The organism is Streptomyces sp. 11x1 (assembly GCF_032598905.1).
Lineage (GTDB): Bacteria > Actinomycetota > Actinomycetes > Streptomycetales > Streptomycetaceae > Streptomyces.
This window is the reverse complement of record NZ_CP122458.1, coordinates 5,377,459-5,402,317: the sequence shown is the minus strand read 5'-3', so window position 1 is coordinate 5,402,317 and position 24,859 is coordinate 5,377,459. Positions and strand designations below refer to the sequence as shown.

The 24,859-nt window shown below is 71.4% G+C and carries 18 protein-coding genes, 1 tRNA gene and 1 pseudogene; 12 read left to right on the top strand and 8 right to left on the bottom strand.

Translation table 11 applies throughout. The annotated features are described in order from the left end of the window. Window position 1: 1 nt before the first annotated feature. The gene (locus tag P8T65_RS23635; protein ID WP_316727252.1) at window positions 2-949 is read right to left on the bottom strand and encodes an intradiol ring-cleavage dioxygenase; all 948 of its coding nucleotides are present in this window, start codon (window positions 947-949) and stop codon (window positions 2-4) included. 382 nt (window positions 950-1,331) lie between these two features. Between P8T65_RS23635 and fxsA the strand changes: the two genes are divergently transcribed. The 3 genes and pseudogenes from fxsA (at window position 1,332) to fxsT (ending at window position 7,767) form a co-directional block, all read left to right on the top strand. Further along, window positions 1,332-1,529 carry an FxSxx-COOH cyclophane-containing RiPP peptide gene (fxsA, locus tag P8T65_RS23630; protein WP_316727251.1) on the top strand — a complete coding sequence of 66 codons (198 nt, stop codon included), beginning with the start codon at window positions 1,332-1,334 and terminating at the stop codon, window positions 1,527-1,529. A 123-nt stretch (window positions 1,530-1,652) separates the two neighbouring features. After that, window positions 1,653-4,075 (top strand): annotated as a pseudogene (locus tag P8T65_RS47335) (FxsB family cyclophane-forming radical SAM/SPASM peptide maturase). Window positions 4,076-4,119: 44 nt separating this feature from the next. Then, window positions 4,120-7,767, top strand: coding sequence for an FxSxx-COOH system tetratricopeptide repeat protein (fxsT, locus tag P8T65_RS23615; protein WP_316727249.1), 3,648 nt, complete (start codon window positions 4,120-4,122; stop codon window positions 7,765-7,767). Between the two features lie 154 nt (window positions 7,768-7,921). Here the strand turns inward: fxsT and P8T65_RS23610 are convergent, their stop codons facing one another. Then, complete coding sequence (locus tag P8T65_RS23610) at window positions 7,922-8,368, bottom strand: ATP-binding protein (RefSeq protein WP_316727247.1); 447 nt, start codon at window positions 8,366-8,368, stop codon at window positions 7,922-7,924. A gap of 563 nt (window positions 8,369-8,931) precedes the next feature. Here P8T65_RS23610 and P8T65_RS23605 point away from each other — a divergent pair. The 9 genes from P8T65_RS23605 (at window position 8,932) to P8T65_RS23565 (ending at window position 19,413) form a co-directional block, all read left to right on the top strand. Next, window positions 8,932-9,753: a hypothetical protein gene (locus P8T65_RS23605; RefSeq protein WP_316727246.1), complete on the top strand. Its 822-nt coding sequence runs from the start codon at window positions 8,932-8,934 to the stop codon at window positions 9,751-9,753. Between the two features lie 400 nt (window positions 9,754-10,153). After that, window positions 10,154-10,900 (top strand): YcnI family protein, encoded by a 747-nt coding sequence (locus P8T65_RS23600; protein ID WP_316727245.1) that lies wholly within the window; start codon window positions 10,154-10,156, stop codon window positions 10,898-10,900. An 83-nt stretch (window positions 10,901-10,983) separates the two neighbouring features. Beyond that, the gene (locus tag P8T65_RS23595) at window positions 10,984-11,658 is read left to right on the top strand and encodes an SCO family protein (protein WP_316727244.1); all 675 of its coding nucleotides are present in this window, start codon (window positions 10,984-10,986) and stop codon (window positions 11,656-11,658) included. Next, a complete protein-coding gene (locus P8T65_RS23590) occupies window positions 11,655-12,122 on the top strand; it encodes a copper chaperone PCu(A)C (protein ID WP_316727243.1) in 468 nt (155 codons plus the stop codon). Before P8T65_RS23595 ends, P8T65_RS23590 begins: the two co-directional genes overlap by 4 nt. A gap of 14 nt (window positions 12,123-12,136) precedes the next feature. After that, a complete protein-coding gene (locus P8T65_RS23585) occupies window positions 12,137-14,215 on the top strand; it encodes a copper resistance protein CopC (protein WP_316727242.1) in 2,079 nt (692 codons plus the stop codon). Window positions 14,216-14,223: 8 nt separating this feature from the next. Continuing rightward, window positions 14,224-15,648, top strand: coding sequence for an iron uptake transporter deferrochelatase/peroxidase subunit (gene efeB / locus P8T65_RS23580; protein ID WP_316727241.1), 1,425 nt, complete (start codon window positions 14,224-14,226; stop codon window positions 15,646-15,648). 58 nt (window positions 15,649-15,706) lie between these two features. Further along, the gene (gene pheA, locus P8T65_RS23575; protein ID WP_316727240.1) at window positions 15,707-16,642 is read left to right on the top strand and encodes a prephenate dehydratase; all 936 of its coding nucleotides are present in this window, start codon (window positions 15,707-15,709) and stop codon (window positions 16,640-16,642) included. A gap of 570 nt (window positions 16,643-17,212) precedes the next feature. Then, window positions 17,213-18,490, top strand: coding sequence for a serine--tRNA ligase (gene serS / locus P8T65_RS23570; RefSeq protein WP_316727239.1), 1,278 nt, complete (start codon window positions 17,213-17,215; stop codon window positions 18,488-18,490). A gap of 116 nt (window positions 18,491-18,606) precedes the next feature. Then, on the top strand, window positions 18,607-19,413 hold the full coding sequence (locus P8T65_RS23565; RefSeq protein WP_316731684.1) for an HAD family hydrolase: 807 nt from the start codon (window positions 18,607-18,609) through the stop codon (window positions 19,411-19,413). Window positions 19,414-20,141: 728 nt separating this feature from the next. Here P8T65_RS23565 and P8T65_RS23560 read toward each other — a convergent pair. The 6 genes from P8T65_RS23560 to P8T65_RS23535 form a co-directional block, all read right to left on the bottom strand. Further along, window positions 20,142-20,225, bottom strand: a tRNA-Ser gene (locus tag P8T65_RS23560). Window positions 20,226-20,508: 283 nt separating this feature from the next. Then, complete coding sequence (locus tag P8T65_RS23555; protein ID WP_316727238.1) at window positions 20,509-20,751, bottom strand: hypothetical protein; 243 nt, start codon at window positions 20,749-20,751, stop codon at window positions 20,509-20,511. Window positions 20,752-20,894: 143 nt separating this feature from the next. Further along, the gene (locus tag P8T65_RS23550) at window positions 20,895-21,614 is read right to left on the bottom strand and encodes an ABC transporter permease (RefSeq protein ID WP_316727237.1); all 720 of its coding nucleotides are present in this window, start codon (window positions 21,612-21,614) and stop codon (window positions 20,895-20,897) included. A 10-nt stretch (window positions 21,615-21,624) separates the two neighbouring features. Beyond that, window positions 21,625-22,536 carry an ABC transporter ATP-binding protein gene (locus P8T65_RS23545; protein ID WP_184891982.1) on the bottom strand — a complete coding sequence of 304 codons (912 nt, stop codon included), beginning with the start codon at window positions 22,534-22,536 and terminating at the stop codon, window positions 21,625-21,627. Next, on the bottom strand, window positions 22,533-23,468 hold the full coding sequence (locus P8T65_RS23540; protein ID WP_316727236.1) for an ABC transporter permease subunit: 936 nt from the start codon (window positions 23,466-23,468) through the stop codon (window positions 22,533-22,535). Before P8T65_RS23540 ends, P8T65_RS23545 begins: the two co-directional genes overlap by 4 nt. Further along, window positions 23,458-24,447: an ABC transporter ATP-binding protein gene (locus P8T65_RS23535; RefSeq protein ID WP_316731683.1), complete on the bottom strand. Its 990-nt coding sequence runs from the start codon at window positions 24,445-24,447 to the stop codon at window positions 23,458-23,460. Before P8T65_RS23535 ends, P8T65_RS23540 begins: the two co-directional genes overlap by 11 nt. Between the last annotated feature and the right edge of the window lie 412 nt (window positions 24,448-24,859).

The following is a 24,859-nucleotide window of genomic DNA, read 5'->3' as shown; positions in this document are numbered from 1 at the left end:
CCTACGAGGCCGACTCGGTGGCCGTGGCGCCGGCGGTCGGGGCGTCCGCCGGGGGCTCGCCGGACGGCGGCGTACCGCCCACGCCACCGCCGCCGCCCACGCCACCACCGGCACCGGTGTTCTCGGCGTCGGGGTCGATGCCGAGGGTGAGGAAGCCCTTGTAGCCGCGGGCCGGGTTCGCCTTCTTCACGGCCTCCAGGGTGAGCAGGCCGCTCGCGGCGCCGCCGCCGTCGTAGACCATGTCGTCGTCGAGGGTGGTGTAGCTGCCGGTGTGCCGGGAGTAGGGCTCCAGCGTGAAGACCTCCTGGGCGATCTCGTCGTCGAAGAAGAACTGGCCGGTGTGGTTGACCTTGCCGCCCTCGTACGTACCGTCCTCCTTCTCGCCGCCGGTGTGGACCTTCACGTGGATGTGGCAGGTGCGCGGGGTGTACCAACCGGGGAAGATGGTCTCGAACTTGACCACGCCGTTCGCGTTCGCGATCTGGTAACCGCGGAGGTAGGTCGCGTCGTCGGCGGTCGAACCGTCCTCGCTCTCGGCGGGCGCCGAGCCGCCGGGATTCGCGGTGGTGAAGCCGGAGTAGTAGCCCCAGGCGTCGCAGTGCCAGATCTCCACGGCCGCGCCGGGAACCGGGGTGCAGCCGTCGGTGGCGTCCACGACCGTGAGCCGGAGCGTCAGGGGAACGCCGCTCTTGCCTTCGGTGATGTCCTTGCGGACCAGGGCGCCGTCCAGGTAGTACGGGCCCTCGGTGACGCTCGACATCAGCGTCATGCACGCGTCGGAGGTGCTCGTCACGGAGGCGGTGGCCGTCGCCTCGGCGGTGCTCGTCGTTCCGTCCGCGAACGCCGACTGATAGCCGGCGACCGCCAGACCGCCGGCGGCGACCGTTCCCCCGGTCACCGCGAGGGCGCGACGCCGCGTGATCGTTTTGCTTGTGTGCTTTCCCGTCATACGGGTGAAGTTAGGGACGCAGTCCGTCAGCGGCCTGGGACGTGGCTGTGCGGGGGCTGAGAGTCGAAGGAGCCCCGGAGTCGGCCGGAATGGGCGGTCTTCCGCTCAACTGCCGTGCTTGCGCCGGGCCGTGAGACGGTTCTCACGTTTGCCGCCCCGAATACGGACGAGGCTTGTGGTGCCGTCCGAACCACTCCTCGGCGTCGGCTATCTTCTGGTCGCAACCGGCAGCCGACCGGATATTCGGCTCTGTTCGCCCGCTTGGCCGCTAACTTCTTCTGCGGCCGGCGCTTGAGTGAGAAATTTCTGTCGGCATCTGCTTCATCGAGCCGCAAGACTCCGCAACCCCGTCAGTTTCCACGCACAGATTGATGAGGTCCCCATGAACGCATCCCTCGACCCCACGGCCGACGAGTCGCACGCCACGGCCGCCGTCGCTCCGGAGCGGGTGTCCTTGGTGCAGTTGGCGGCGCGGAGCGGCGGCGCGCTGTCGCCCGCCCTGACCCGTGCCGTGGCGAACGGCGCCGAACGCCGGGGCCCGGAAAGGGTCGCGGTGGCGGCCTTCCAGTCCTCCCTGTGACACGGCCCGCACCCACCCGACCCCGCCGAGACCACCGACGTCACCTGACGACCGAGACGACCGAGACGACCGACATCACATGACCGTCGAGACCACATGACCGTCGGGATCGTCGGGACCGTCATGGGCCGACCGCTCCTGCCGCTGCGTCAGTACGTGCTGAAGATGCACAGTCGCTGCGATCTCGCGTGCGACCACTGCTATGTGTACGAGCACGCCGACCAGAGCTGGAGCCGTCGGCCCGTGGTGGTCTCGGACGAGGTCCCGCGCGCCACGGCGGAGCGGATCGCCGAGCACGCCGGGGCGCACGGGCTGCCCGCCGTCCACGTGGTCCTGCACGGCGGTGAGCCCCTCCTCGCGGGCCGGGCCCGGCTGCGCGGGGCCGCCACGGAACTGACGGCGGCCCTGAGCGGTGTGCGCGAGCCGGACCTGCGGATCCACACCAACGCTGTCACGCTGGACGAACGGTTCCTGGACCTGTTCGACGAGTTCGGCATCAAGGTCGGCGTCTCGCTGGACGGCGACCGGGCAGCCAACGACCTGCACCGCCGCTACGCGGACGGGCGCAGCAGCCACGACCGCGTCCTCAAGGGCATCGCCCTGCTCAGCCGGCCGCGCCACCGCCCTCTCTTCGCCGGCCTCCTGTGCACCGTCGACCTGCGCAACGACTCGGTCGCCGTCCATGACGCGCCGGCGGCCCTCGCCCCTCCCCGCGTCGACTTCCTCCTCCCGCACGCCACCTGGGACGAGCCGCCCACGCGTCCGGCCGAGGACACCGACGTCACGGCGTACGCGCGCCGGCTGCCGGCCGTCCACGACCGGTGGACCGCGGCCGGTCGCGCCATGGACGTCCGGATCTTCGACTCGGTGCTGCGGACCCTGCGCGGCGAGAGCAGCCTGACCGAGTCGCCGGGGCCGGCGCCCGCCGATCTCGCCGTGATCGAGACCGACGGGACCTTCGAACAGGCGGACTCCCTCAAGACCGCGCACGACGGGGCGCCCGCCACCGGAAGGGCGTGCTCCGCAACTCCCTGGACGAGGTCGCCGGGCATCCGGGCACCGTGGCCCGGCAGCAGGGCCTCGACGGGCCGGCCGAGCAGTGCCGGTCCTGCCCGGTGGTGCGCTCGTGCGGCGGCGGTCTCCACGCCCACCGGTACCGATCCGACGGCAGCGGCTTCCGCAACCCGTCCGTGTACTGCTCCGATCTGCTGGCCCTCATCACCGACCTCCGGGACCGTCATATGACCGACCAGTCCGCGCGGCCGGCGCTCGCCGACCACCACCTGGCCGAACTGGCCACCGGACGCGGCTCGGGCGCCACCGTCGACCTGCTGGCCCGCCGCCAACTCGCCCTGGCCCGTGAGCTGCTGGGCCTCGTCCGGCACGAGACGACGCTCGCGCCGGCCCCCGAGGGCGGCCGGCAGGACGGCCAAGAGGCGTGGGACACGCTGACCGCCCTCGACGCCGAGGCCCCCGAAGCGGTGGACCGGGTCCTGGCCCACCCCTATGTGCGGTCCTGGGCGCTGAGCGCCCTCGGGGCCCGCCCGTCGCCGGGACCGACCGCGGGCGTCACGGGCGCCGCGGCGACGGCCGTACGCGGGACGGCGGAGATCGCGGCCGCCGCCGCGTTCCGGTCCGGCCGCCGGGCTTCGGTGGTCGTCCCGGTGCACGCCGGGCTGCTGCGACTGCCCACGCTCGGGACCCTCACGGTGGAGGCGGGCACCGAGCGGGTTCTGGTGCGCACGGACGCCGACGGCTGCACGGTCCGGGCGGGCGGCCGGACGTACGCGATCCCCCGGAGCGGCCGCGCGGACCCCGCCTGGCGGGGCAGCCGGCGGTTCGAACTGGACGGCTGGTCCGTGACCTTGGAGGACACCGACCCCTGGCGGGACTGCCACGGCCATCCGGCGCACCCCCGGCTCGGCGAGGACGAGGCCGAGGCGTGGCGGTCCGACCTGACCGCGGCCTGGGCCTGGATCCGGCGCGAACTGCCCGAGTACGCGCCGGGAATCGCCGCCGGGCTCCGGACGATCACCCCGCTCACGCCCTCTCCCGAGGGCGCCGACATCAGTTCCGCGGCCCGCGACGCCTTCGGCGCGGTGGCCGTCGCCCGACCGTCCGCGCCGGAGACCCTGGCGCTGCTCCTCGTCCACGAGTTCCAGCACGTGAAGCTGGGGTCCGTACTGGATCTGGTCGACCTGTACGACCCGACCTGCGCGACGTTGTTCTACGCGCCCTGGCGTCCCGACCCGCGTCCGCTGGAGGGGCTGTTGCAGGGGACGTACGCGCATCTGGCGGTCGTCGACTTCTGGCGGGCCCGGTGGCGCGGCGGGGGCGGGCCGGATGCCGAGACGCGGTTCTCCCGGTGGCGGGACCAGACGGCGGAGGCGGTGGGGACGCTGGCGGACTCCGGGGCACTGACGGAGACCGGGCAGCGGTTAGTGGCCGGCCTCCGGGAGGCGCTGGCCACGGACGAGGTCGGCGCGGAGGCCCTGGGAGCGGCCCGGCGGGCGGCGGAGGAGCACCGGCGGACGGTCCGGCCGTAGGGGGCGAGGGGCGCGACACCCACTTTATTCCGCTTACCTGTTCGATGACTGCGCATCGGCGGGCCGAGGCCGGGACATTGAGCCTGTTCGGCAACATGGACTGGGACCTCTTCTACGCCAGCTACGGCGGCGGCCAGTTCTTCGAGGCGATGCGCGCGGACATGCGGCGCCACTACGACTACACCCTGATCGACAGCCGTACCGGACTCAGCGACCTCGCCGACGTCTGCACCGTGCAGATGCCCCACACCCTTGTCGTCTGCTACACCCTCAGCGGCCAGAGCATCGAGGGCGCCGCCGCCGTCGCGCAGAGCATCCGGGAGCGGTTCGGCCACAAGGGCATCCGCGTCCTGCCCCTCGCCATGCGCATCGACCTCGGCGAGAAGGACAAGCTCGACGCGGGACGCGCCCTGGCCCGGGAGCGCTTCGCCGGACTGCCCGCCGGCCTGGACGGCGATCGGCTGGCCGACTACTGGTCGTCGATGGAGGTCCTCTACCAGCCGTACTACGCCTACGAGGAGATCCTGGCGGCCTTCGGCGACCCGCCGAAGACGGCCAACTCCATGCTGAGCGCCTGCGAACGGGTCACCTCCGTCATCACCGAGGGCCGGGTCACCCGACTCCCCCTGATCGGCGAGGAGAAGCGGGCCCGGTACAAGGCCGCGTACACCCGGCGGCGCCCGCTGCCCGTCTCCCGGCTGGTGCTGTACTACGTCTCCGAGGACCGGATGTGGGTCGACTGGCTGGAGTCGGTGCTCCGCAACGCCGGTTTCGACGTGGCGCCGATGGACGTCCGGGCGCTGCCGCAGGACGCCGGCGGGCTGCCGGGGCACGAGGACCGGGCGGCGTCCGGCGCCGAGGACGCGGCCGACGGCTCGGAGCGGCTGCTCGCCGTGGTCTCGCCCGCCTTCCTCGACTCCCGCAGGGCGCGCCGGGCCTGGGAGGACGCCGTGCACGCCGACGGGCGCAAACCGGGGAACCGGCCGGTGGCGGTCCGCGTCGACGACGTCCGGCTCAGCCTGCCGCACTCCTCCCGGGGCGCCATCGACCTCACCCGGCTCGACGAGGACCGGGCCCACCGGACCCTGCTGACGAGCCTCGACCACCCGGACGTCCTGGCCGCACCGCCCGACGGCGGCGCCCGCTTCCCCAACACCGGCACCCGGATCTCCAACGTCCAGCCACGCCACCCGTGGTTCACCGGCCGCTCACCGATCCTGGACCGGCTGCGCGAACGCCTGGTCAGCGGCCGCTCCGGGCAACGGCTGCCGCAGGTGCTGCACGGTCTGGGCGGGGTGGGCAAGTCCCAGCTCGCCCGCGAGTACGCCCACCGGTTCAAGGCGGACTACGACCTGGTGTGGTGGATCGACGCCGAACAGCCGGACCTCGTGCTGCCGAAGGTGGCCGCCCTCGCGCAGGAACTGGACCTGCCGGTCGGCGACGACGTCTCCGAGGCGGCCGAGGCCGCGATGCGGGCCCTGCGGCAGGGCGACCCGTGCGCCCGCTGGCTGCTGATCTTCGACAACGTGCCGGACCTCAACCGGGCGTTGCCGCTCTTCCCGGGCCAGACGGCTCCGCTGCGGGACCACGTGTACGGCCACATCCTGGTCACCACCCGCGACCGGCCCGGCTCGACGGTGGTGCAGTCGCTGGAGATGGAGGTCTTCACCCGCGAGGAGAGCGTGGAACACCTGTGCCGCCGGGTCCCCGGACTGCGCGACGCCGACGCGGACCGGGTCGCCGACGCGCTGGGCGACCTGCCGCTGGCCGTGGAGGTCGCGGCGGCCTGGCTGGAGGCGACGGCCACACCGGTGGAGGAGTACATCGACCAGCTGCGGGAGCAGTCCACCCGGGTGCTGTCGGTGCAGGAGGCGGTGAACGCGGTCGAGTACCCGTCCTCCGTCGGCGCCACCTGGAACATCTCCATCACCCGACTGCGCGAGGAGTCCCCGGCGGCGGCCCGACTGCTCGAACTGTGCGCCTTCTTCTCGGCCGAGCCCATCTCCATGACCCTGATCAGCAGCGACGCGATGATCGACGCCCTGTTGCCGTACGACCGGGACCTGCGCGCCCGTTACATGCTCGGCCGCGTCACCCAGGCCCTGAACCGCTTCGCCCTCGCCAAGGTCGACTCCGCCGACAACTCCATCCAGGTGCACCGGTTGGTGCAGGCGGCGGTGCGGGACAGTCTGGACGACCAGCGGTACGTGGAGACGATTCACGAGGTGCACCGCATCCTGGCCGCCGCCCGGCCGCGCGAGGGCGCCGTGGACGATCCCGCGCAGTGGCTCGGGTTCGAGGTGATCTGGCCGCATCTGATGCCCTCGAACATCCGCGAGTGCGCGGAGGAGGAGCCCCGCCAGCTGATGGTGGACCGCGTCCGCTACCTGGGCAAACGCGGCGAGCTGCAGGCGGCCCGCGACCTGGCCACCGACCTCGACGAGCTGTGGACCAACGAGATCCTCGACGCGGACGACGAGCAGGTCCTCAACCTCCGCTTCCAGCTGGCCAACGTGATGCGCGCCCAGGGCGACTACCAGGCCGCGCGGGCCATGGACGAGAAGACCCTGGAGGGCCAGCGCCGACTGCTCGGCGAGGACCACCCGAACATCCTGATCACCTCGGGCAGTCTGGCCGCCGACCTCCGGGCCCTGGGCCGCTACAAGGAGGCCCTGGAACTGGACCTGCGCATCCATCTGGGCTTCCGCGAGACCTTCGGCGAGGACCACGCGCGGACGCTCTCGGCCGCCAACAACCTGGCCATCGACCTACGGCTGGCCGGCGACAGCGAGGCCGCCCGCCGGCTCACCGAGGACATCGTTCGCCGCCGCACCGCGCTGCTCGGCCCGACCCATCCCTACACGCTCGCCACCAAGGGCCACCGCGCGCGTGACCTGCGCGACCTCGGGGACTACCGGACCTCCGCCGAGCTCCTGCGCGAGGTCCGCGAGAGCTTCGAGCAGGTGTTCAACCCGGGCGTGCCGGAGGTGTTGCAGGCCGACAAGAGCCTCGTGGTCTCCCTGCGCAAGGCGGGCCGTACCGCCGAGGCGCTGCGGATCACCGAGGAGACCTGGAAGACGTACGCCCGCTACCACGACCGCTACGGCAGCACCATCCCCGAGATCCTGGCCTGCGGGCTCAACCTCGCCGCGGACTACTTCGCCACCGATCCCGAGGACGGTCCTGCGCGGGCTGTCCGCCAGGTCGAGGAGGTGCTGGACGGGTACCAGGACTCGTTCGGATTCGAGCACCCGTTCACCATGTACTGCTTCAACAACCTCGCCATGTACCACCGGGCCCTGGGCAACACCGAGAAGGCGGAGGAGCTGAGCCGGCACGCCCGCGACTGTCTGGCGGCGACGCTCGGGGACGACCACCCGGCCGTCTGCTCCGCGGGCCTCAACCTGGCCAACGCCTACGGGGACCGGGGCCTGTACGACCACGCCGAGCGCTCTGAACGCCAGGCCGTGGAGGGGCTGCGCCGACGGTTCGGCGCGGACCACCCCGATGTGCTGGTCGGCATGGGCAACCTGGCGATCACCCTGCGGGACAAGGGTCACGAGGAGGCCGTACGGCTCCAGGAGAAGGCGGCGACCCGGCTCACCCAGCTACTGGGCAGGGGCCATCCGGTGACCGTGCTGGTCCGCTCCTGGCAGCGGGTGGGGAGGGACTTGGAACCGCACCAGATCTGATGCGGGACGCCGTGGACACGGCTGCGTTGTCGCCTGCCGACGGGTGGGTGACGGGCGGCTGTCGGCAGGTGCGCGACGGACGGCCGTCGGCGGGTGCGCGACGGACGGCTGCTTGGCGGCGCGTGAGTGCTGGACGGCTGCCGACGGGTGCGCTCTAGACGGCCACCAGCGGTGCGTCGTCACGCCACTTGAGGATCTTGTCGAAGCTGACGATCGCGCCGCCGCGGCCCGGCTTGTTGCCGATGTGGACGTGGTCGGCAAGTTCCCGGATGAGGCAGAGGCCACGGCCGTCCTCGGCGTCGGCGGGGGCCGGACGGACCGGGTGGCGGCGCGGGAAGCCCGGGCCGGAGTCGGCGACCTCGATCCGGCACTTCTCACCGTCGAGGTAGGCCGTCACCCGGTACGCCTCGCCGCTGGTGCCGGCCGGGATCGCGCCGCCGTGCTCGACGGCGTTGGCACAGGCCTCGCTGAGGGCGATGGAGAGGTCGTAGGAGACGTCGGGATCGACGCCCGCGGTCTCCATCGTGCCGATCAGCAGCCGCCGGGCGAGGGGCACGCTCGCAGCCTCGCGCCGCAGATGGAGTGACCACCAGATGCTCATGCTCCAGCCTCCTGGCCGCGGCTCGACATACCGTTACGTATTGCCGCCGAGGCCCGCCCGCAATCGCCCGGAGCCCGTCTCTCCGCCCATACGGCGGATGCGTCCCCCGCACATTCGGTGTATGCGGACCGAACCCTTCCGAATCATCCACAACTTCCACCACTCCACCACGCCACCACGGCCGGACAGCGCCGGGGCCAACGGCGGGACGGCGACGGTGAGGACCGAGCGGTGGCCGCGCTCGCATCGGGATGGCTGCCCTGAGGATCAAGCGGTGGGCGCACTGGTTTCCGCCTTCGCACGGTGGTCAGCGCGCCCGCACAGCCCCGAGCCCTTTCAGGGGCGCGGGGAACCGCGCGACCAGCCCGCAATCACCCGCACCCGCCGGCCGACCGCAGACCCCACCCCCTTCCGCATCTCCCTCCACCACACGCTCCATCACTCCTCACCCGCCCCGAACGCACCCCTAAACCCCACCTGAACACCGCTCCCTCCCTCCCCCTACCTCAACCCATGAACCCGCCGAACCCGGCGGAGCGCCCCGGTGCGATGATGGGCCCGCCATGACTGTCCCCCACCCAGACCGCCCGGCCGCGCCACGCCGGACCCGCGCCGGAGGCGACCTCCGTGTGCTGCGGGCCGCGGTGTTCGCCGTGGTCTGTGTCGTGCTGGCCGGGGCCGGACACGCACTCGCCTCGTGCGCGACGGTCCCGCTGTGGAGTCTGGGCGTCGGGTTCGTCGGCACCTTCTGCGTCGCCGCCGCACTGGCCGGCCGGCAACGCTCGCTCCCGGGCATCGCGGCACTGCTGGCGGTGGGCCAGACCGTGCTGCACGTCCTGTTCGGCCTGAACCAGCACGGGGCGACCGGCGCGTCCCGCACGACGGAGGCGATGGACGCGGCGCTCATCGAGCGCGCGGCCCGCTTCGTGTGCGGCACGACCGCGGCGACCCTGAGCCCCGAGCGGGCCCGCCGCATCCTCATCGACGCGGGAATCGGCGGTACGCACGTCACGCACGACCCGGCGGACGCGATGACGACCGCGCCGGGCTCGTCCGCCGCCCTCCTGCCGTCCCTGCCCATGCTGCTCGGCCATGTGCTCGCGGCCGTGGCCGCCGGGTGGGTACTGCGCCACGGCGACCTCGCGCTGCTCCGTCTGACCCGGCTGGCGACCGAGGAGTCGCTCGTACGGTCGCTGCTTGGCGCGCTCGCGCTCGCGCTGGCGCGGGTCCTGCGGTCCGGGCTGCCAGGCACGCCGGAGGCGGTTTCCCGCGCCCCGCACACCGTGCACGTGGCGCCCGCCGCCCTGCGGACGACCGCGCTCCAGCACACCGTGGTCCGCCGCGGCCCTCCCGCCGCCGCGCCCGCCTTCATGCTCGCCGCCTGACCCGACGCACACTCACTCCGCACCAGGGAGAGGGCGTCCGTCGCCCGGCGCCGAGCCCCGCGCACCTGCTGCCGACCCCGGCCCAGCGGCCTCGCCCCGCTCCGGCCCCACGGCTCCGGCCTCACGGGCTCCGGCTCTGCGGCTTCCGATTCTGCGGATTCAGAACTCGGGCGCCTGCTGAGCCCGGCCCGGGCCTGGACCCCGGGCTCGGACCTCGCGGCTCGGACCGACAGGCTCGGATCCCCAGGCTCAGGCTCCCGGACCCGAAGCACCGGCTCCCAGCCCTGCTCCCGGTCCCGGCCGTGGATGCCGGCCCGGGCCGCAGCCCGGCTGTCGGCTCGCGGGGTGCGCGGTCCCTCGTCCTCTCTTCTCCCTCACTCACTGTGGAGTGTCACCAGTCATGAAGGCTTCTCGTATCGCCGCCGTCGGCGCCCTCGCCGGCTCGGCCGTGTTCCTCCTGTCCGGCCCCGCGTTCGCGCACGTCAGCGTCGCGGCGGAGGGCACGGCGGCCAAGGGCGGGTACGCGACCGTCAACTTCAAGGTCCCCAACGAGCGCGACGACGCCAGGACCACCAAGCTCGAGGTGAGCTTCCCGACCGACCACCCGCTCGCCTCGGCCCAGCCGGAGGCCGTCCCCGGTTGGGACATCAAGGTCACCACCGCCAAGCTCGACAAGCCGCTCGAACTGCACGGCGAGCAGATCGACGAGGCCGTCTCCAAGATCACCTGGACCGCCACCGGCGACGGCATCGCGGCGGGCTTCTTCCAGAAGTTCCCGGTCTCCATCGGCCAGCTCCCCGAGAACACCGACGAACTGGTCTTCAAGGCGCTCCAGACGTACTCCAACAAGGAGGTCGTCCGCTGGATCGAGGTGCCGCAGGACGGCCAGGAGGAGCCCGAGAACCCGGCGCCCGTACTCGCACTGTCCGCCGCGTCTGACGACCACCACGGCGCGGCCGGCGCCTCGAACGCCTCCGACAAGTCGAAGGACGCCGACGACGCCGAGGCCGCGTCGAACGAGACCACCGCCGCACCCGCCGACAGCAGCGACACCATCGCCCGCGTGCTCGGCGTCGTCGGCATCGTCATCGGCGCGGCGGGCGTGGCGTACGGCGTCCTCGCCGGCCGTCGGCGCACGAACGCCTGAGCCTCCGCCTTCCCGGCCCTCTCCCTCGGCGCGCGCGGGTACGCCCCGTGCGCGCCGGGGCTCGAACCCACTGGACATTTCTCATGCGCACGAACACCAAGAAGAAGGCGCTCGCGGCCGGTGCCCTGCTGGCCGCGGCCGTCCTCGGCCTCTCGGCCTGCGGCACGGGCGGCAGCTCCACCACGTCGGTCGCCGAGGTCTCGGACACCGGCCCCCAGAGGCACTTCACGGTCCTCGACCGGCCGTTCACCAAGCCGGACCTGGTCCTCACCGACACCAACGGCAAGTCGTACGACCTCCGCAAGGAGACCGAGGGCAAGCCGACGCTGATCTACTTCGGCTACACCAACTGCCCTGACGTCTGCCCCCTCACCATGAACAACCTCGCGGTCGCCAAGAAGGAGATCGCGAAGAAGGTGCCGAAGGCGGAGCTGGCGAACCTCCGGCTCGTCTTCGTCACCACCGACCCGGAGCGCGACACCTCGGCCGAACTGGGCAAGTGGCTCAAGGGCATCGACTCCGAGATCGTCGGTCTGACCGGCGACTTCGACGACACCCAGGCCGGCGCCCGCACCCTTGGCATCTCCATCGCCCCGCCGACCAAGGACGAGAACGGCAAGACCGTCTCCGAGCACGGCACCCAGGTCATCGCGTTCTCGCCGAAGACCGACGACGGCTATGTGCTGTACGACGACGATGCCACCGTGCAGGACTACGAGAAGGGCCTGCCGAAGCTGCTCAAGGGTGAGAACCCGTGAGAGCACCGGCCGGCCCCGTCCTGATCACCGCCGCCGCGCTCGTCGCCCTGACGGGCTGCGGCTCCACCGACTCCTCTTCCTCCGGCTCCGCCGCGAAGCTGTCCGTGCGGGCGGCCTACATGCCGCAGCCCGTCACGGACTCCATGGCCGCCGGTTACCTCGTCATCGAGAACGACGGCGGTACGGCGGACGAGCTGACCTCCGTCACCAGCGACCTCGCCCGGGACGTCACCGTCCACGAGACGACCGGGCAGTCGATGCGGGAGGTCGCGGGCCTGAAGGTCCCCGCCGACGGCGAACTCGTCCTGGAGACCGGTGGAAACCACCTGATGTTCGAGAACCTGAAGCGCAAGCCGAAGGAAGGCGAGACGGTGTCCCTGCGGTTGAACTTCACCAAGTCCGAGGCCATCACGGTCGAGATGCCCGTGAAGTCGGCGACGTACCAGCCGACCAGCGGTCACTGAGGGAGGTAGCACCGGTGAGCCGGTTGAGGCCCTTGCTGTTGCTGTTGTTCGCCACCGTCGGAGCTCTGCTCGCCGGTGCCGTGCCCGTCTCCGCGCACGCCGCGCTGACCGGCAGCGACCCGCAACAGGGCTCGGTGGTCCAGGAAGCACCGGACCAGGTGTCGCTCACCTTCTCCGAGAAGGTCGCGGTGTCCGACGGTTCGGTGCGCGTGTACGACCCCAAGGGCAAGGAGGCCGACACCGGCGAGGTCACCGATCTGGGCGGGAACAGCTATGCCGTCGGACTGCATTCGGGCCTGCCCGACGGCACGTTCACCGTCACCTACCAGGTCGTCTCGGCGGACAGCCACCCCGTCTCCGGTGCCTTCACCTTCTCGGTGGGGGCGCCGTCCAAGACAACGGTCGCGGTACCCGAGCAGGGCGCGGGCGGCGGGCTCGTCGGCGGCCTCTATGGCTTCGCGCGCTATCTGTCGTACGCCGGTTTCATCCTGCTGATCGGCGGCGCAACCTTCGTGCTGGCCTGCTGGCAGCGCGGCGCCGGGGTACGGCCCGTGCAGCGGCTCGTGGTGGCCGGCTGGCTCACGCTGACCATCGCCACCCTCACGATGCTGCTGCTGCGCGGTGCCTACACCGGCTCCGGCAAGTTCGGCGACGTCTTGAACCTGGACCTCCTCAGCCAGGTCCTCCAGACGAAGACGGGCGCCGCCCTGGTCTCCCGTCTGCTGCTCCTCGCCGCCGCGGCCCTGTTCATCGCAGTGCTTTTCGGCGCGTACGCACGGCGGTACGAGGAGACCGAGGAAGCCGGGGACGCCGGGGACGTCGAGCCCGCAGCCATGGCGGCCGCCGGCACCGCGAGCGCCGCCGACGATGCGGACTCCCGGGACGACGCTGACACGGACACCGACGCGGACTCCGAGCACCACGACCCGTCCCTCCAGCGGGACCTCACCTTCGGGCTGGCCGTCGGCGGGGGCGTGGTCGCCGCCGGCCTCGCCGCGAGCTGGGCGATGGCCGAGCACGCCTCGACCGGCATCCAGACCGGCATCTCGATGCCCCTGGACGTCGTGCACCTGCTGGCCGTCGCCGCCTGGCTGGGCGGCCTGGCGACGCTCCTCGTGGCACTCTTCCGAGCACCCGTGGGCGCGCAGATCGAGACCGGCGCCGTACGGCGGTTCTCGCGGCTCGCGTTCGGCAGCGTGCTCGTGCTGGCCGCGACCGGGATCTACCAGTCGTGGCGCCAGGTCGGCAGCTGGTCCGCGCTGACCGGCACGGCGTACGGGCAACTCCTCCTCGTGAAGATCGGCCTGGTGGCCGTCCTGGTCGGGATCGCGTGGATCTCGCGCCGGTGGACCTCGCAGCTGGCGGAGGCGCCTGCCGCACTGGAGACGCACGCTGCTGCGGAGACGCAAGCCGCTGCGGAGACGCAAGCCGCTCAGGAGAAGGAGGCCGCCGAGGAGAAGGAGCCGGTGGTCGCGCACGCGGCGGTCGGTTCCACGAAGGCGACCGGCGAGGGCGCGGAGCGTGCCGCTCAGCTCGCCCGGCAGCGGGCGGCGGTGGCGAGCGCGCGCGAGAAACGGCTGCGGGACGCGGATCCGGGCCGTCCCGGTCTGCGTCGGTCCGTGCTGGCGGAGGCGGGCGTCGCCGTCGTCCTGCTCGCCGTCACCACGGTGCTGACGGCCACCGAGCCGGGGCGCACGGTGGAGGAGGCCGAGGCGGCCAAGGCGGCCGTGACGCAGCAGGACGAGACGTCGGGCGCGCTGGCGCTGGACATGTCGTTCGACACCGGCGGCAAGAACGGCCAGGGCGTCGCCCGGCTGCAGATCGACCCCGCACGGGTGGGTGCCAACGAGATGCACGTCTATGTCCAGGGGCCCGACGGCAAGCCCATCGACGTCCCCGAGGTGAAGGTCGCCTTCACCCTGGAGGCCAAGAAGATCGGCCCGCTGCCCGTGGTCCCCGACCGCGTCACCACCGGCCACTGGACGGCGAGTGGCGTACAGGTCCCCATGGCGGGCGACTGGAAGATCGAGATGACCGTACGGACATCCGACATCGACCAGGTGACCGTCAGCAAGAACGCGAAGATCGGCTGAAACACACCATGGCTGACCAGGACCTCGTCGAAGACGGCCCCGCCCGGAGAGGGGCACGGGACGGCGGTGACCACACTGCCGCCGCGCGGGTGCGGACGACCACGGACGACTCACCGTCGTCGTCCGTCGGCGCGGAACAGAAGCGGGAAGGGGACCGACCGCACGGCCCCGCGAGCGGACCCCTCTCCCGCCGCCGCCTGCTCGGCACGGCCGGCGTCACCGGTCTTGCGCTGGGTGCGGCGGGCGGCGCCGCAGGCTACACGGCAGGCTCCGCCTCCTCGTCCTCCGCCGAGAAGGTCACCCCGCTGTCCTCCCTCGGCGCGGGGGAGGTCATGTTTCACGTGAAACATCAGCCGGGGATCACCACCCCGCTCCAGGCGCGTGGCCATCTCGTCGCCTTCGACCTGGCTGCCGGGGCCGGGCGCAAGGAGGCCGCCGCTCTGCTGCGCCGCTGGTCGGACACGGCCCGGCGGCTGATGGCGGGCGAGCCCGCGGCTCAGGACGACACCGCGATCGCCCTGGACGCCGGGCCCTCGTCGTTGACGGTCACCTTCGGCTTCGGACACAGCTTCTTCGCCCGTACCGGGCTGGAGAAGCAGCGCCCGGAGTCCCTGGACCCGCTGCCGGACTTCTCCTCGGACCAGCTCGACAGGTCGCGCAGCGACGGCGATCTGTGGGTGCAGATCGGCGCGGACGACGCGCTCGTCGCCTTCCACGCCCTGCGCGCGATCCAGAAGGACGCGGGCGGCGCGGCCCGGGTGCGGTGGCAGATGAACGGCTTCAACCGCTCGCCGGGCGCCACGGCCCACCCCATGACCGCCCGCAACCTGATGGGGCAGGTCGACGGCACCCGCAACCCCAAGCCGACCGAGTCCGACTTCGACGAGCGGATCTTCGTGCCCGGGTCCGCCTCACCGAGCACCTCCGGCGATCCCGCCTGGATGGCGAACGGGTCCTACGCCGTCGTACGCCGTATCCGCATGCTCCTCGACGACTGGGAGCAGCTCTCGCTCAAGGAGCAGGAGGACGTCATCGGGCGCCGCAAGTCCGACGGCGCCCCGCTGAGCGGGGGATCGAAGGCCACGGAGGCGACCGCGATGGATCTGGAGAAGACGGACGCCGAGGGCAGTCTCCTGGTCCCGATCAACGCGCACGCCCGTATCTCCCGCCCCGACCAGAACGGCGGCGCGGCCATGCTCCGCCGCCCGTTCTCCTTCCACGACGGCATCGACGCGAAGGGCGTCCCCGACGCGGGTCTCCTCTTCGTCTGCTGGCAGGCCGACCCGCTGCGCGGCTTCGTCACCGTCCAGCGCAAACTCGATCGCGGCGACGCCCTGTCGAAGTTCATCCGCCACGAGTCGAGCGGCCTCTTCGCGGTGCCGGGAGGCGCGGCGGAGGGGGAGTACGTGGGGCAGGGTCTGCTGGAGGGCTGACGGCCGCGGGGCCGGGCGAGAGTCGTACGGCTGGACCGGGGCCCATTAGGGTGAGCCCATGTCAGCCAGCTACGTGTACCTCGGCCCCGAGGGCACCTTCACCGAGGTCGCCCTGCGCACGCTGCCGGAGGCCGCGACCCGCGAGCTCGTCCCGATGGTGTCCGTGCCCGCCGCGCTCGACGCCGTCCGCAACGGTGAGGCCGAGGCCGCGTTCGTCCCGATCGAGAACTCCGTGGAGGGCGGCATCACGACCACGCTCGACGAGCTGGTGGCCGGGGCCCCCCTGATGATCTACCGCGAGGTGCTCCTCTCGATCACCTTCGCGCTCCTGGTCCGGCCGGGCACCCAGCTCTCGGACATCAAGACGGTCACCGCACACCCGGCCGCCCAGCCGCAGGTCCGCAAGTGGATGAAGGCCAACCTCCCGCCCGACGTGGTCTGGGAGTCCGCCGCCTCGAACGCCGACGGTGCCCGTCTCGTGCAGGAGGGCCGTTACGACGCCGCCTTCGCCGGAGAGTTCGCGGCCTCGCGCTACGGCCTGGAGGCCCTGCAGACCGAGATCCACGACGCGGAGAACGCCCAGACCCGGTTCGTCCTGGTCGGCCGTCCCGCCCGGCCGGCCGCCCCGACCGGCTCCGACAAGACGTCCGTCGTGATCTGGCAGCGCGACGACCACCCCGGTGGATTGCGCGACCTGCTCGGCGAGTTCGCCGTCCGCGGCGTGAACCTCATGCTTCTGCAGTCCCGCCCGACCGGCGAGGGCATCGGCAACTACTGCTTCGCCATCGATGCCGAGGGCCATATCGCCGACCGGCGGGTGGCGGAGGCGCTGATGGGCCTCAAGCGGGTCTGCCTCCAGGTCCGCTTCCTCGGTTCGTACCCGCGTGCGGACGCCGCCACCGCGAAGGTCCGGCCCATGCTGCCGGGCACCTCCGACACCGAGTTCGTGGCCGCGGCGGACTGGGTGGCGCGCTGCCAGGACGGCCGGTTCTGACCTGGCCCGCCGTCGGTGCTACCTGCCTATTTTCTTTGTCCACAGAAGTTATCCACAGGGCACCTTCTCGACCTGGGGACAAGTCGACAACGCAGCCCCGATCAGTCGACAAATCCCCTTCGTGAGCCGTGCTGCGTCCACAACCTCGTGGGCCACCCTTCGCCCATGTGTTTCCTCACGTCAATCCTTTAGAGCGACCCATTCCCACGTCAATCCACTCGAAAGTGGCCGTGAAGGCGGTTTGGGCCGGGAATCCTCAGGACGGCGCCCGACTTCCCCGGCGATCTTCTCGGAAGTCCACAGATCTTTCGCACAGCCTGTGGATAACTCTGCGGCACTGTGGATTCCTGTGGACGAACGATCCCCAAGTCCCTTGCGGCACAAGAGAGTCGAGTCAACCAGGCGTCGCACCCCCACCCCCTTTCAGGGGGTCGCCTTTCAGTTCATTGACTTTCACCGGCGCCTGCCATGGCGGGCCCAGGTGATCAACATTCCGCTCAAAGCGCCACATAAAGGGCGTACCGCGAATTCAAGTCGTGGGTCGGAACCACGCACCGGTAGCCTTGAGGGGTGATTGACCTTCGCCTGCTCCGTGAGGACCCCGACCGTGTGCGCGCGTCCCAGCGCGCCCGTGGAGAGGACGTCGCGCTCGTCGACTCCCTCCTGTCCGCCGACGAGCGGCGCAGGTCGTCCGGCGTCCGCTTCGACGAGCTCCGTGCCGAGCAGAAGTCGCTCGGCAAGCTGATCCCCAAGGCCTCCGCCGAGGAGAAGGCCGAGCTGCTCAAGCGTGCGGAACAGCTCAAGGCCGACGTCAAGGCCGCCGACGCCGAGCGCGACGCGGCCGACACCGAGACCCAGGAGCTTCTCCTCCAGCTCGGCAACCTCGTCCACCCCGACGTCCCCGTCGGCGGCGAGGAGGACTTCGTCACGCTGGAGACGCACGGCGAGATCCGTGACTTCGCGGCCGAGGGCTTCGAGCCGAAGGACCACCTGGAACTCGGCACGATCCTCGGTGCCATCGACACCGAGCGCGGCGCCAAGGTCTCCGGCTCGCGCTTCTACTTCCTGACGGGCATCGGCGCCCTCCTGGAACTCGCCCTGGTCAACGCGGCGATCGCCCAGGCCACCGCGGCCGGCTTCACCCCGATGCTGACCCCGGCGCTGGTCCGCCCGCACTCGATGGCCGGCACCGGCTTCCTCGGCCAGGCCGCCCAGGACGTCTACCACCTCGACAAGGACGACCTGTACCTGGTCGGCACCTCCGAGGTCGCGCTGGCGGCGTACCACATGGACGAGATCATCGACGCCGACCGCCTCCCCCTGCGGTACGCGGGCTTCTCCCCCTGCTTCCGCCGCGAGGCCGGTTCGCACGGCAAGGACACCCGGGGCATCTTCCGCGTCCACCAGTTCGACAAGGTCGAGATGTTCTCGTACGTCGCGCCGGAGGACTCGCAGGCGGAGCACCAGCGTCTGCTGGACTGGGAGAAGCAGTGGCTGACGTCGCTCGAACTGCCCTTCCGCGTCATCGACGTCGCCTCCGCCGACCTCGGCTCCTCGGCCTCGCGCAAGTTCGACTGCGAGGCGTGGATCCCGACCCAGGGCAAGTACCGCGAGCTGACCTCGACGTCCGACTGCACGGAGTTCCAGTCGCGCCGCCTGCAGATCCGTGTCCGTGACGGCAAGCAGGTCAAGCCGCTGGCCACGCTCAACGGCACGCTCTGCGCCGTCCCGCGCACCATCGTGGCGATCCTCGAGAACCATCAGCAGGCCGACGGCTCGGTCCGCGTCCCCGAGATCCTGCGTCCGTACCTGGGCGGCCGCGAGGTGCTGGAGCCGGTAGCCAAGTGAGCGAAACGGCAGCCACCGGGGGATCCACGGACCCCGGCGAGAGCGCGGTGTCCGAGGCGCCCGTCGCGTCCGACGCGGCCACGGCCTCCGGAACGACCACGGTCTCCGAACGGTCCGTGACGCCCCCGGGCTTCCCCTACAAGCTGATCGCGACCGACCTCGACGGAACGCTTCTCCAGTCCGACGACACGGTCTCCCGGCGCACCCGGGAAGCGCTCGCCGCGGCCACTGCGGCGGGCGCCGCCCACATCGTCGTCACCGGCCGGGCCGTCCCCTGGACCCGCCACATCCTCGACGACCTTGGCTACCGGGGGCTGGCCGTCTGCGGCCAGGGCGCACAGGTCTACGACGCCGGAGAGCACCGGCTGCTCACGGCCGTCACCCTGGACCGACAGCTCGCCGCGGTCGCCCTCGCGAAGATCGAGGCGGAGGTCGGCCCCCTGCACCTGGCCGCCAGCCGCGCGGGCCTGGACGGCGAGATCCTGGTCGGCAGCGGGTACTCCCTGCACGGCTCGCTCCCCACGATCCCGCTCACGGACGTCTCCGACCTCTGGACGTCCCCGCTCAACAAGATCTACATACAGCACCCCACCCTGACCTCGGACGAACTCACCGAGGCCGCCCGTCAGGCCGCCGGCGGCTTCGTCACGGTCGCCATGGCCGGTGAGGGCATCGTCGAGCTGCTTCCCCTCGGCCTCACCAAGGCCACCGGGCTCTCCATCGCCGCCCGCCGCCTCGGGGTGAAGCGCACGGACACCATCGCCTTCGGCGACATGCCCAACGACGTCCCGATGTTCACCTGGTCCACCCACGGCGTGGCCATGGCCAACGCCCACCCCGACCTCAAGGCCGTCGCCGACGAAGTGACCTCCTCGAACGAGGACGACGGCATCGCCGAGGTACTGGAACGCCTGCTGCCTTGACCGATCCGAAGGCCCCCGCCGCGGCGGGGCCCGGGGAAGCGGGGCGACAGCACCGGAGGGACGAGAGACCTGTGGCCGGGCGGCCTCAGCGCCCCACGCGCGCTGACGCGGCAACATCCTGGCGGCGCCTCGAACCAGACGTGTGCGCCCGGCAAACGACACCCGGCCCACCCGGCGCCGCCCGCCCGGCTCCACCGACCGCCGCCCCGAGACCCGGCACAGCCCCCGAGAAGCCTCTCCGCCCACACCCCTTGGCCCAACGAACCCGGCACAGCCCAGTTGAGCCTGTCCAACCCCGCGGCCCAACGAGCCCGGCACAGCCCCGTGAGCCTCTCTACACACACGCCCTCGCCCACCGAGCCCGGCACAGCGCCCGGGAGCCTCGCCGCACCCACCCCCTGGCCCAACGAACCCGGCACAGCCCAGTTGAGCCTGTCCAACCCCGCGGCCCAACGAGCCCGGCACAGCCTCGTGAGCCTGTCTACACACGCCCTGGCCCAATGAGGTCGGCGCAGCCCCGGGGCCTCTCTACACACACCCCTGGCCCAACGAACCCGGCACAGCCTCGTGAGCCTGTCTACACACGCCCTGGCCCAATGAGGTCGGCGCAGCCCTGGGGCCTCTCTACACACACCTCCCGGCCCACCAGGCCCGGCGCAGCCCCGGGGCCTCTCTACACACACCCCTGGCCCAACGAACCCGGCCAAGTCACAGCGACAGCGAAACGGCGGAGGATGCACGGATCGAACGTGCGCGGGCAGAACCCGACCACGGCTTAGCAAGCCGGTGCCTTACCACTCGGCCAATCCTCCGGGTGGGCGGCCCACGCGAAGCGATTCGCGTGCTCGAAGCGGCCGCCCCGGGCAGCCCCCCACTGGGGGGACGGACTCGACGGAGGGGTAACTACTCCGGAGTCCGTCGTGGGCCGCCCTGCGGGGAACTCGACGTACTGCACCTGAAGGACAGCATCGCCGGGCTCCTCTCCCAGAACGTGACGCCGATCCGATCCGGCGACCTGGACACCAACTACTGTGCCCGGCGGCCGAGTTGCCCGCCACCGAATATCGGCCGCGCGGCCCCGGCCACTCCGGACGGTCAGCGGCGGCGCCACTTGCGACGTCGTGCCTTGCTGAAGAACCACCCGGCGGGCGGCTCGTCCGAGCGCCAGGGCTGGGGATCCGGAGCCTGCCCCCGCCACCGCGCCGCCAACATCCGGGCCCGCGCCGACGGTTCGGCCGTCTCGGCGGACCGTATGAAGTCCTCGTCCAGCACGAGGTCGTCCCAGACGTCCTCGCCCGCGCCCCGCGTCTCGCCTCCGTCGGACGAATACTCCGTCATCCCCGTTCCTCCCGCCCTCTGGCCGCCCTTCCTGGCCGGTGTGTCCCGTGTATCCGTCCGCCCAGTCTGCCCGGGCGGGCGTGAAGCCTCCGTCAAGACCGCGAGAGAGGGGCCTCCGGGGCGGCTCGCCCCGGAGGGTCCCGTCACTCCTCGCCGGCGAGCTTCAGCGTCCGCAGCTTCTGTCCCGCGTACCAGGTCGTGCCCGCCGTGACGACCGTCAGCAGGATCACCGCCGTCGGCAGCCCCACGTCGGAGGTCACCAGGTTGCCGTCGGTGACCTTCTGGGCGACGGCGAGTGCCCACTGCTGGACGCTGAGGGTGCGTGCCCCGTCCACCAGGGACCCGAAGAGGGTCTCCCAGACGAGGGCGTACACGAGCCCGAAGACGACCGCGTGCCGGGTGACCGTCCCGAGGAGCAGGAACATCGCGGCGTACGCGATCGAGGCGACCAGCGCCGCCACGGTGTAGGCGACGGCGATCTGCTGCCCGTTGCCGTTGAGGATCAGGCCCGCGATCAGCGTCGGTACGGCCGAGAAGGCCATGGTCACGGCGATCGCCACGATCAGCTTGGTGAAGATGATCGTCGGCCGCTTCACCGGCTTGGCGAGCAGATACACCACCGAGCCGTCGTCGATCTCCGGTCCGATCGCGCCCGTTCCCGCGATGACGCCGATGATCGGCACCATCGTGGCGAGCGCGAATCCGCCCAGGAGATCCGCCGCCACCTGGTCGTCGGCGCCGCTCAGGGCGCGTACGGCCACGGAGAGCACGATCAACAGGGCGGGCAGCGCGCTGAGGATGAGGGCCCGACGGCGGCCGAGCAGGGCCCGGTAGGTGAGCCGGGCGACTGTGGGGTCGTACATCTTCGGCCTCCTACGCCGCGACGAGATACGAGAAGACGGACTCGAGGGACTCGTCCGACGGCGAGACCGTGAGCAGACGGATGCCGTGGTCCCGGGCCACCCTCGGCAGCAGGGTCGTGAACCGCCCGAAGTCGACGGCCTGGATGCGCAACGCGCCCTCGGCCAGATCCACTTCGATCCCGGCGGTCGACGGGTCGGCGATCAGCGCCGCGGCCAGGGCCCGGTCGTCGCTGGAGCGCACCAGATAGCGGTGGGGGCGGTCGGTCATCAGCCGGCGGATGCGCCGGAAGTCACCGCTCGCCGCGTGCCGGCCGGCGACGATCACCTCGATGTGGGCCGCCAACTGCTCGACCTCTTCGAGGATGTGGGACGAGAACAGCACCGTGCGGCCCTCGTCGCCCATCCGCCGCAGCAGGTCCATGAGCTGCATGCGCTGGCGCGGATCCATGCCGTTGAACGGCTCGTCGAGGAGGAGCAGCGACGGTTCGTGGACCAGCGCCGACGCCATCTTCACGCGCTGGCGCATGCCCTTGGAGTACGTCGAGATCTTGCGGTCCTGCGCGTACTCCATCTCCACCGTGGCGAGCGCACGCTGGGCGGCGGTCGCCCCGAGGCCGTGCAACTCGGCGTTGGCGACGACGAATTCGCGGCCAGTGAGGAAGTCGTACATCGCCTCGCGCTCCGGCACGATGCCGATGTGCTTGTAGATCTGCTCGTTGCGCCACACCGGCGTCCCGTCGAGGGTGACGGAGCCCGTGGAGGGGGCGAGGAAGCCGCCCATCATGTTGATGAGGGTGGACTTGCCGGCGCCGTTCGGGCCGAGCAGGCCGGTGACTCCGGGGCCGATCGTCATCGTGACGTCGTTGACCGCCACCACGTTGCCGAACCAGCGGGAGACGTGGTCGATGTTGAGCGTGGTCACAGCCCGACCTTTCGGTAGCGGCGCATCAGCAGGCCGTAGGAACCGGCGATGAGACCCAGGACGACGAGGACGTAGAGGGCTCCCTGCCCGTCGGAGGGCCCGTGCCCGCCGGGGAAGGCGGAGGTGGCGCCCAGGAAGGCGGTCTGTACGCCGTCGATGAGGGTGATGGGCGAGAAGAAGCCGAGCCAGGGCACCGTGGCCGAGCTGTTCTGCTCGGTGGCGATGGCCTGGACGACGGAGACCGCGCCGTAGGAGATGGTCAGGACGGCGATGACGGCCGCGATGCCGAAGCCCCGCCGCGGGGTGACCGCCGAGATCACCAGGCCGATACCGGCGAAGAGGAGCGACAGCAACGCCACGGACACCAGTCCCTGCGCCAATCCCTTGGTCTGGTCGGTGAAGTCGAGCTTGGCCAGCAGCGCGCCGATGTAGAGCACGAGCAGGGGCACCGCGGTGAGGACGAACAGCGCCGAGGTCAGCGCCGCGAACTTCGCGCGGACGTAGTCGGCGGTCTCGATCGGGCGCGAGAAGTACAGCGGGACGGTCTTGAACCGCAGGTCGCGCGAGACGGCTTGCGGCGCCTGGGAGGCCACGTACAGGCCGATGACGGCCTGCATGATCACCGCGTAGTCGGTGTACTTCACGGGCAGGTCGTTGGCCTGGGTGGCGACCGCCACCGCCACCATGATGGCCGCCGGCACGCACATGACCGCGAACAGCAGCATGGGCAACACCTTCGACTTGGCCGAGCGGCCCAGTCCGTAGGCGCCGCGCAGCGACTGCGAGTACAGCGAGCGCCGGGCGTAGGCGCGGCCGAGGCGGGGGCCGTCGTAGGAGCGGTATCCGATGTTGTGGATACGGCTCTGCTCGCCCGTGCGGGCGGGTCCGCCGCTGAGGGACGGTGCCGGTGCACCGTGCTGCTCAACCGCCATGGCCGACCGCCTCCTTTCCTGCGTCCTGGGCGCTCCGGGTGCCGGTCTGCGCGTCGTGGTCCTGGAAGACCTCGGCGATCTGGTGCCTGCGCTGCTCCATGCGGACCAGACCGAGGCCCAGGTCGGCGACGACGTCCCGGACCAGGTCGTAGGTCTCCTCGCCCTGGGCGGTGAGCAGCAGGATGTGCCCGGCGCCGGGGAGGCCGCTGCCGTCGGAGACGGTGACTCCGCGCGCGTGGAGTGCCTGCCGCAGCGCGCCCGTGCCGTCCGGGTGCTCGTCGCTGTCGGTGACCTCGATCGCGAGGGTCGCCGTGCTCTGGGTGAAGTCCCTGGTGGAGCTGGACCGCAGGAGCTTGCCGCCGTCGACGACGACCACGTGGTCGCAGGTGCGCTCCAGCTCGCCGAGGAGATGGGAGGTGACGAGGACGGAGATGCCGAAGTCGGTGTGGATGCGGCGGATGAGGCCGAGCATCTCGTCCCGGCCGACCGGGTCCAGGCCGTTGGTCGGCTCGTCCAGGAAGACCAGCTGCGGATCGTGCACCAGGGCCTGGGCGAGCTTCACCCGCTGCTTCATGCCCGTGGAGTAGCCGCCGATGGGGCGGTACCGCTCCTCGTACAGGCCGACATGGCGCAGGGTGTCCGCGGTGCGCTCGCGCGCGGCGGTCGGCGGGAGTCCGGACATGCGGGCCATGTGCACGACGAACTCGGTGGCCGAGACGTCGGGGGGCAGGCAGTCGTGCTCCGGCATGTACCCCACGCGCTCGCGGATGGCGCCGCCCTTGGCGGCGACGTCCAGGCCGAGCACTTCGGCACGGCCCTCCGAGGCGGGGGACAGACCCAGCAGGATTTTGATCAGTGTGGACTTGCCGGCGCCATTGGCACCGACGAGTCCGGTCACACCGGGTCCGATGTCCACGGAGAGCCGGTCAAGAGCGGTCACCCTCGGGAACCGCTTGCTCAGGCTTTCGGTCGCGATCACAGTCACGATTTAGACATTAGGGGCGCGGGACGCCGCGGTCGTCAGCCCGCGGGGTTGCTTCTTCCTCACCCTCGAGTCGTACGGGCTCCTAGGGGGCCTCCACCGCCGGTCCCCCTAGGGGTCACCCTGAAGGTCGAGTGACGGGACGGCTCCGTGCCGCCGTCCTTGGGCGGCGGTGTGCGGCCATGAGCGGCCGTCATGAGAGGGAACGAACGGCGCCACGGTTTCGTGCCCGCGTTCGCTTGGTTCTTCGGGTTGTACTTCGGGCTGTACTTCGGGCTGTTCTGCGGGCCTGTTTTCTCGGTCTTCGGGCCTGTCTTCTCGGTCTTCGGGCCTGTTTTCTCGGCGTGCCCGTCGTCACGCCCGGCGGTTTTCCACAGCCCGTACGCGCCCGTTGACGCAGCCACCGCTC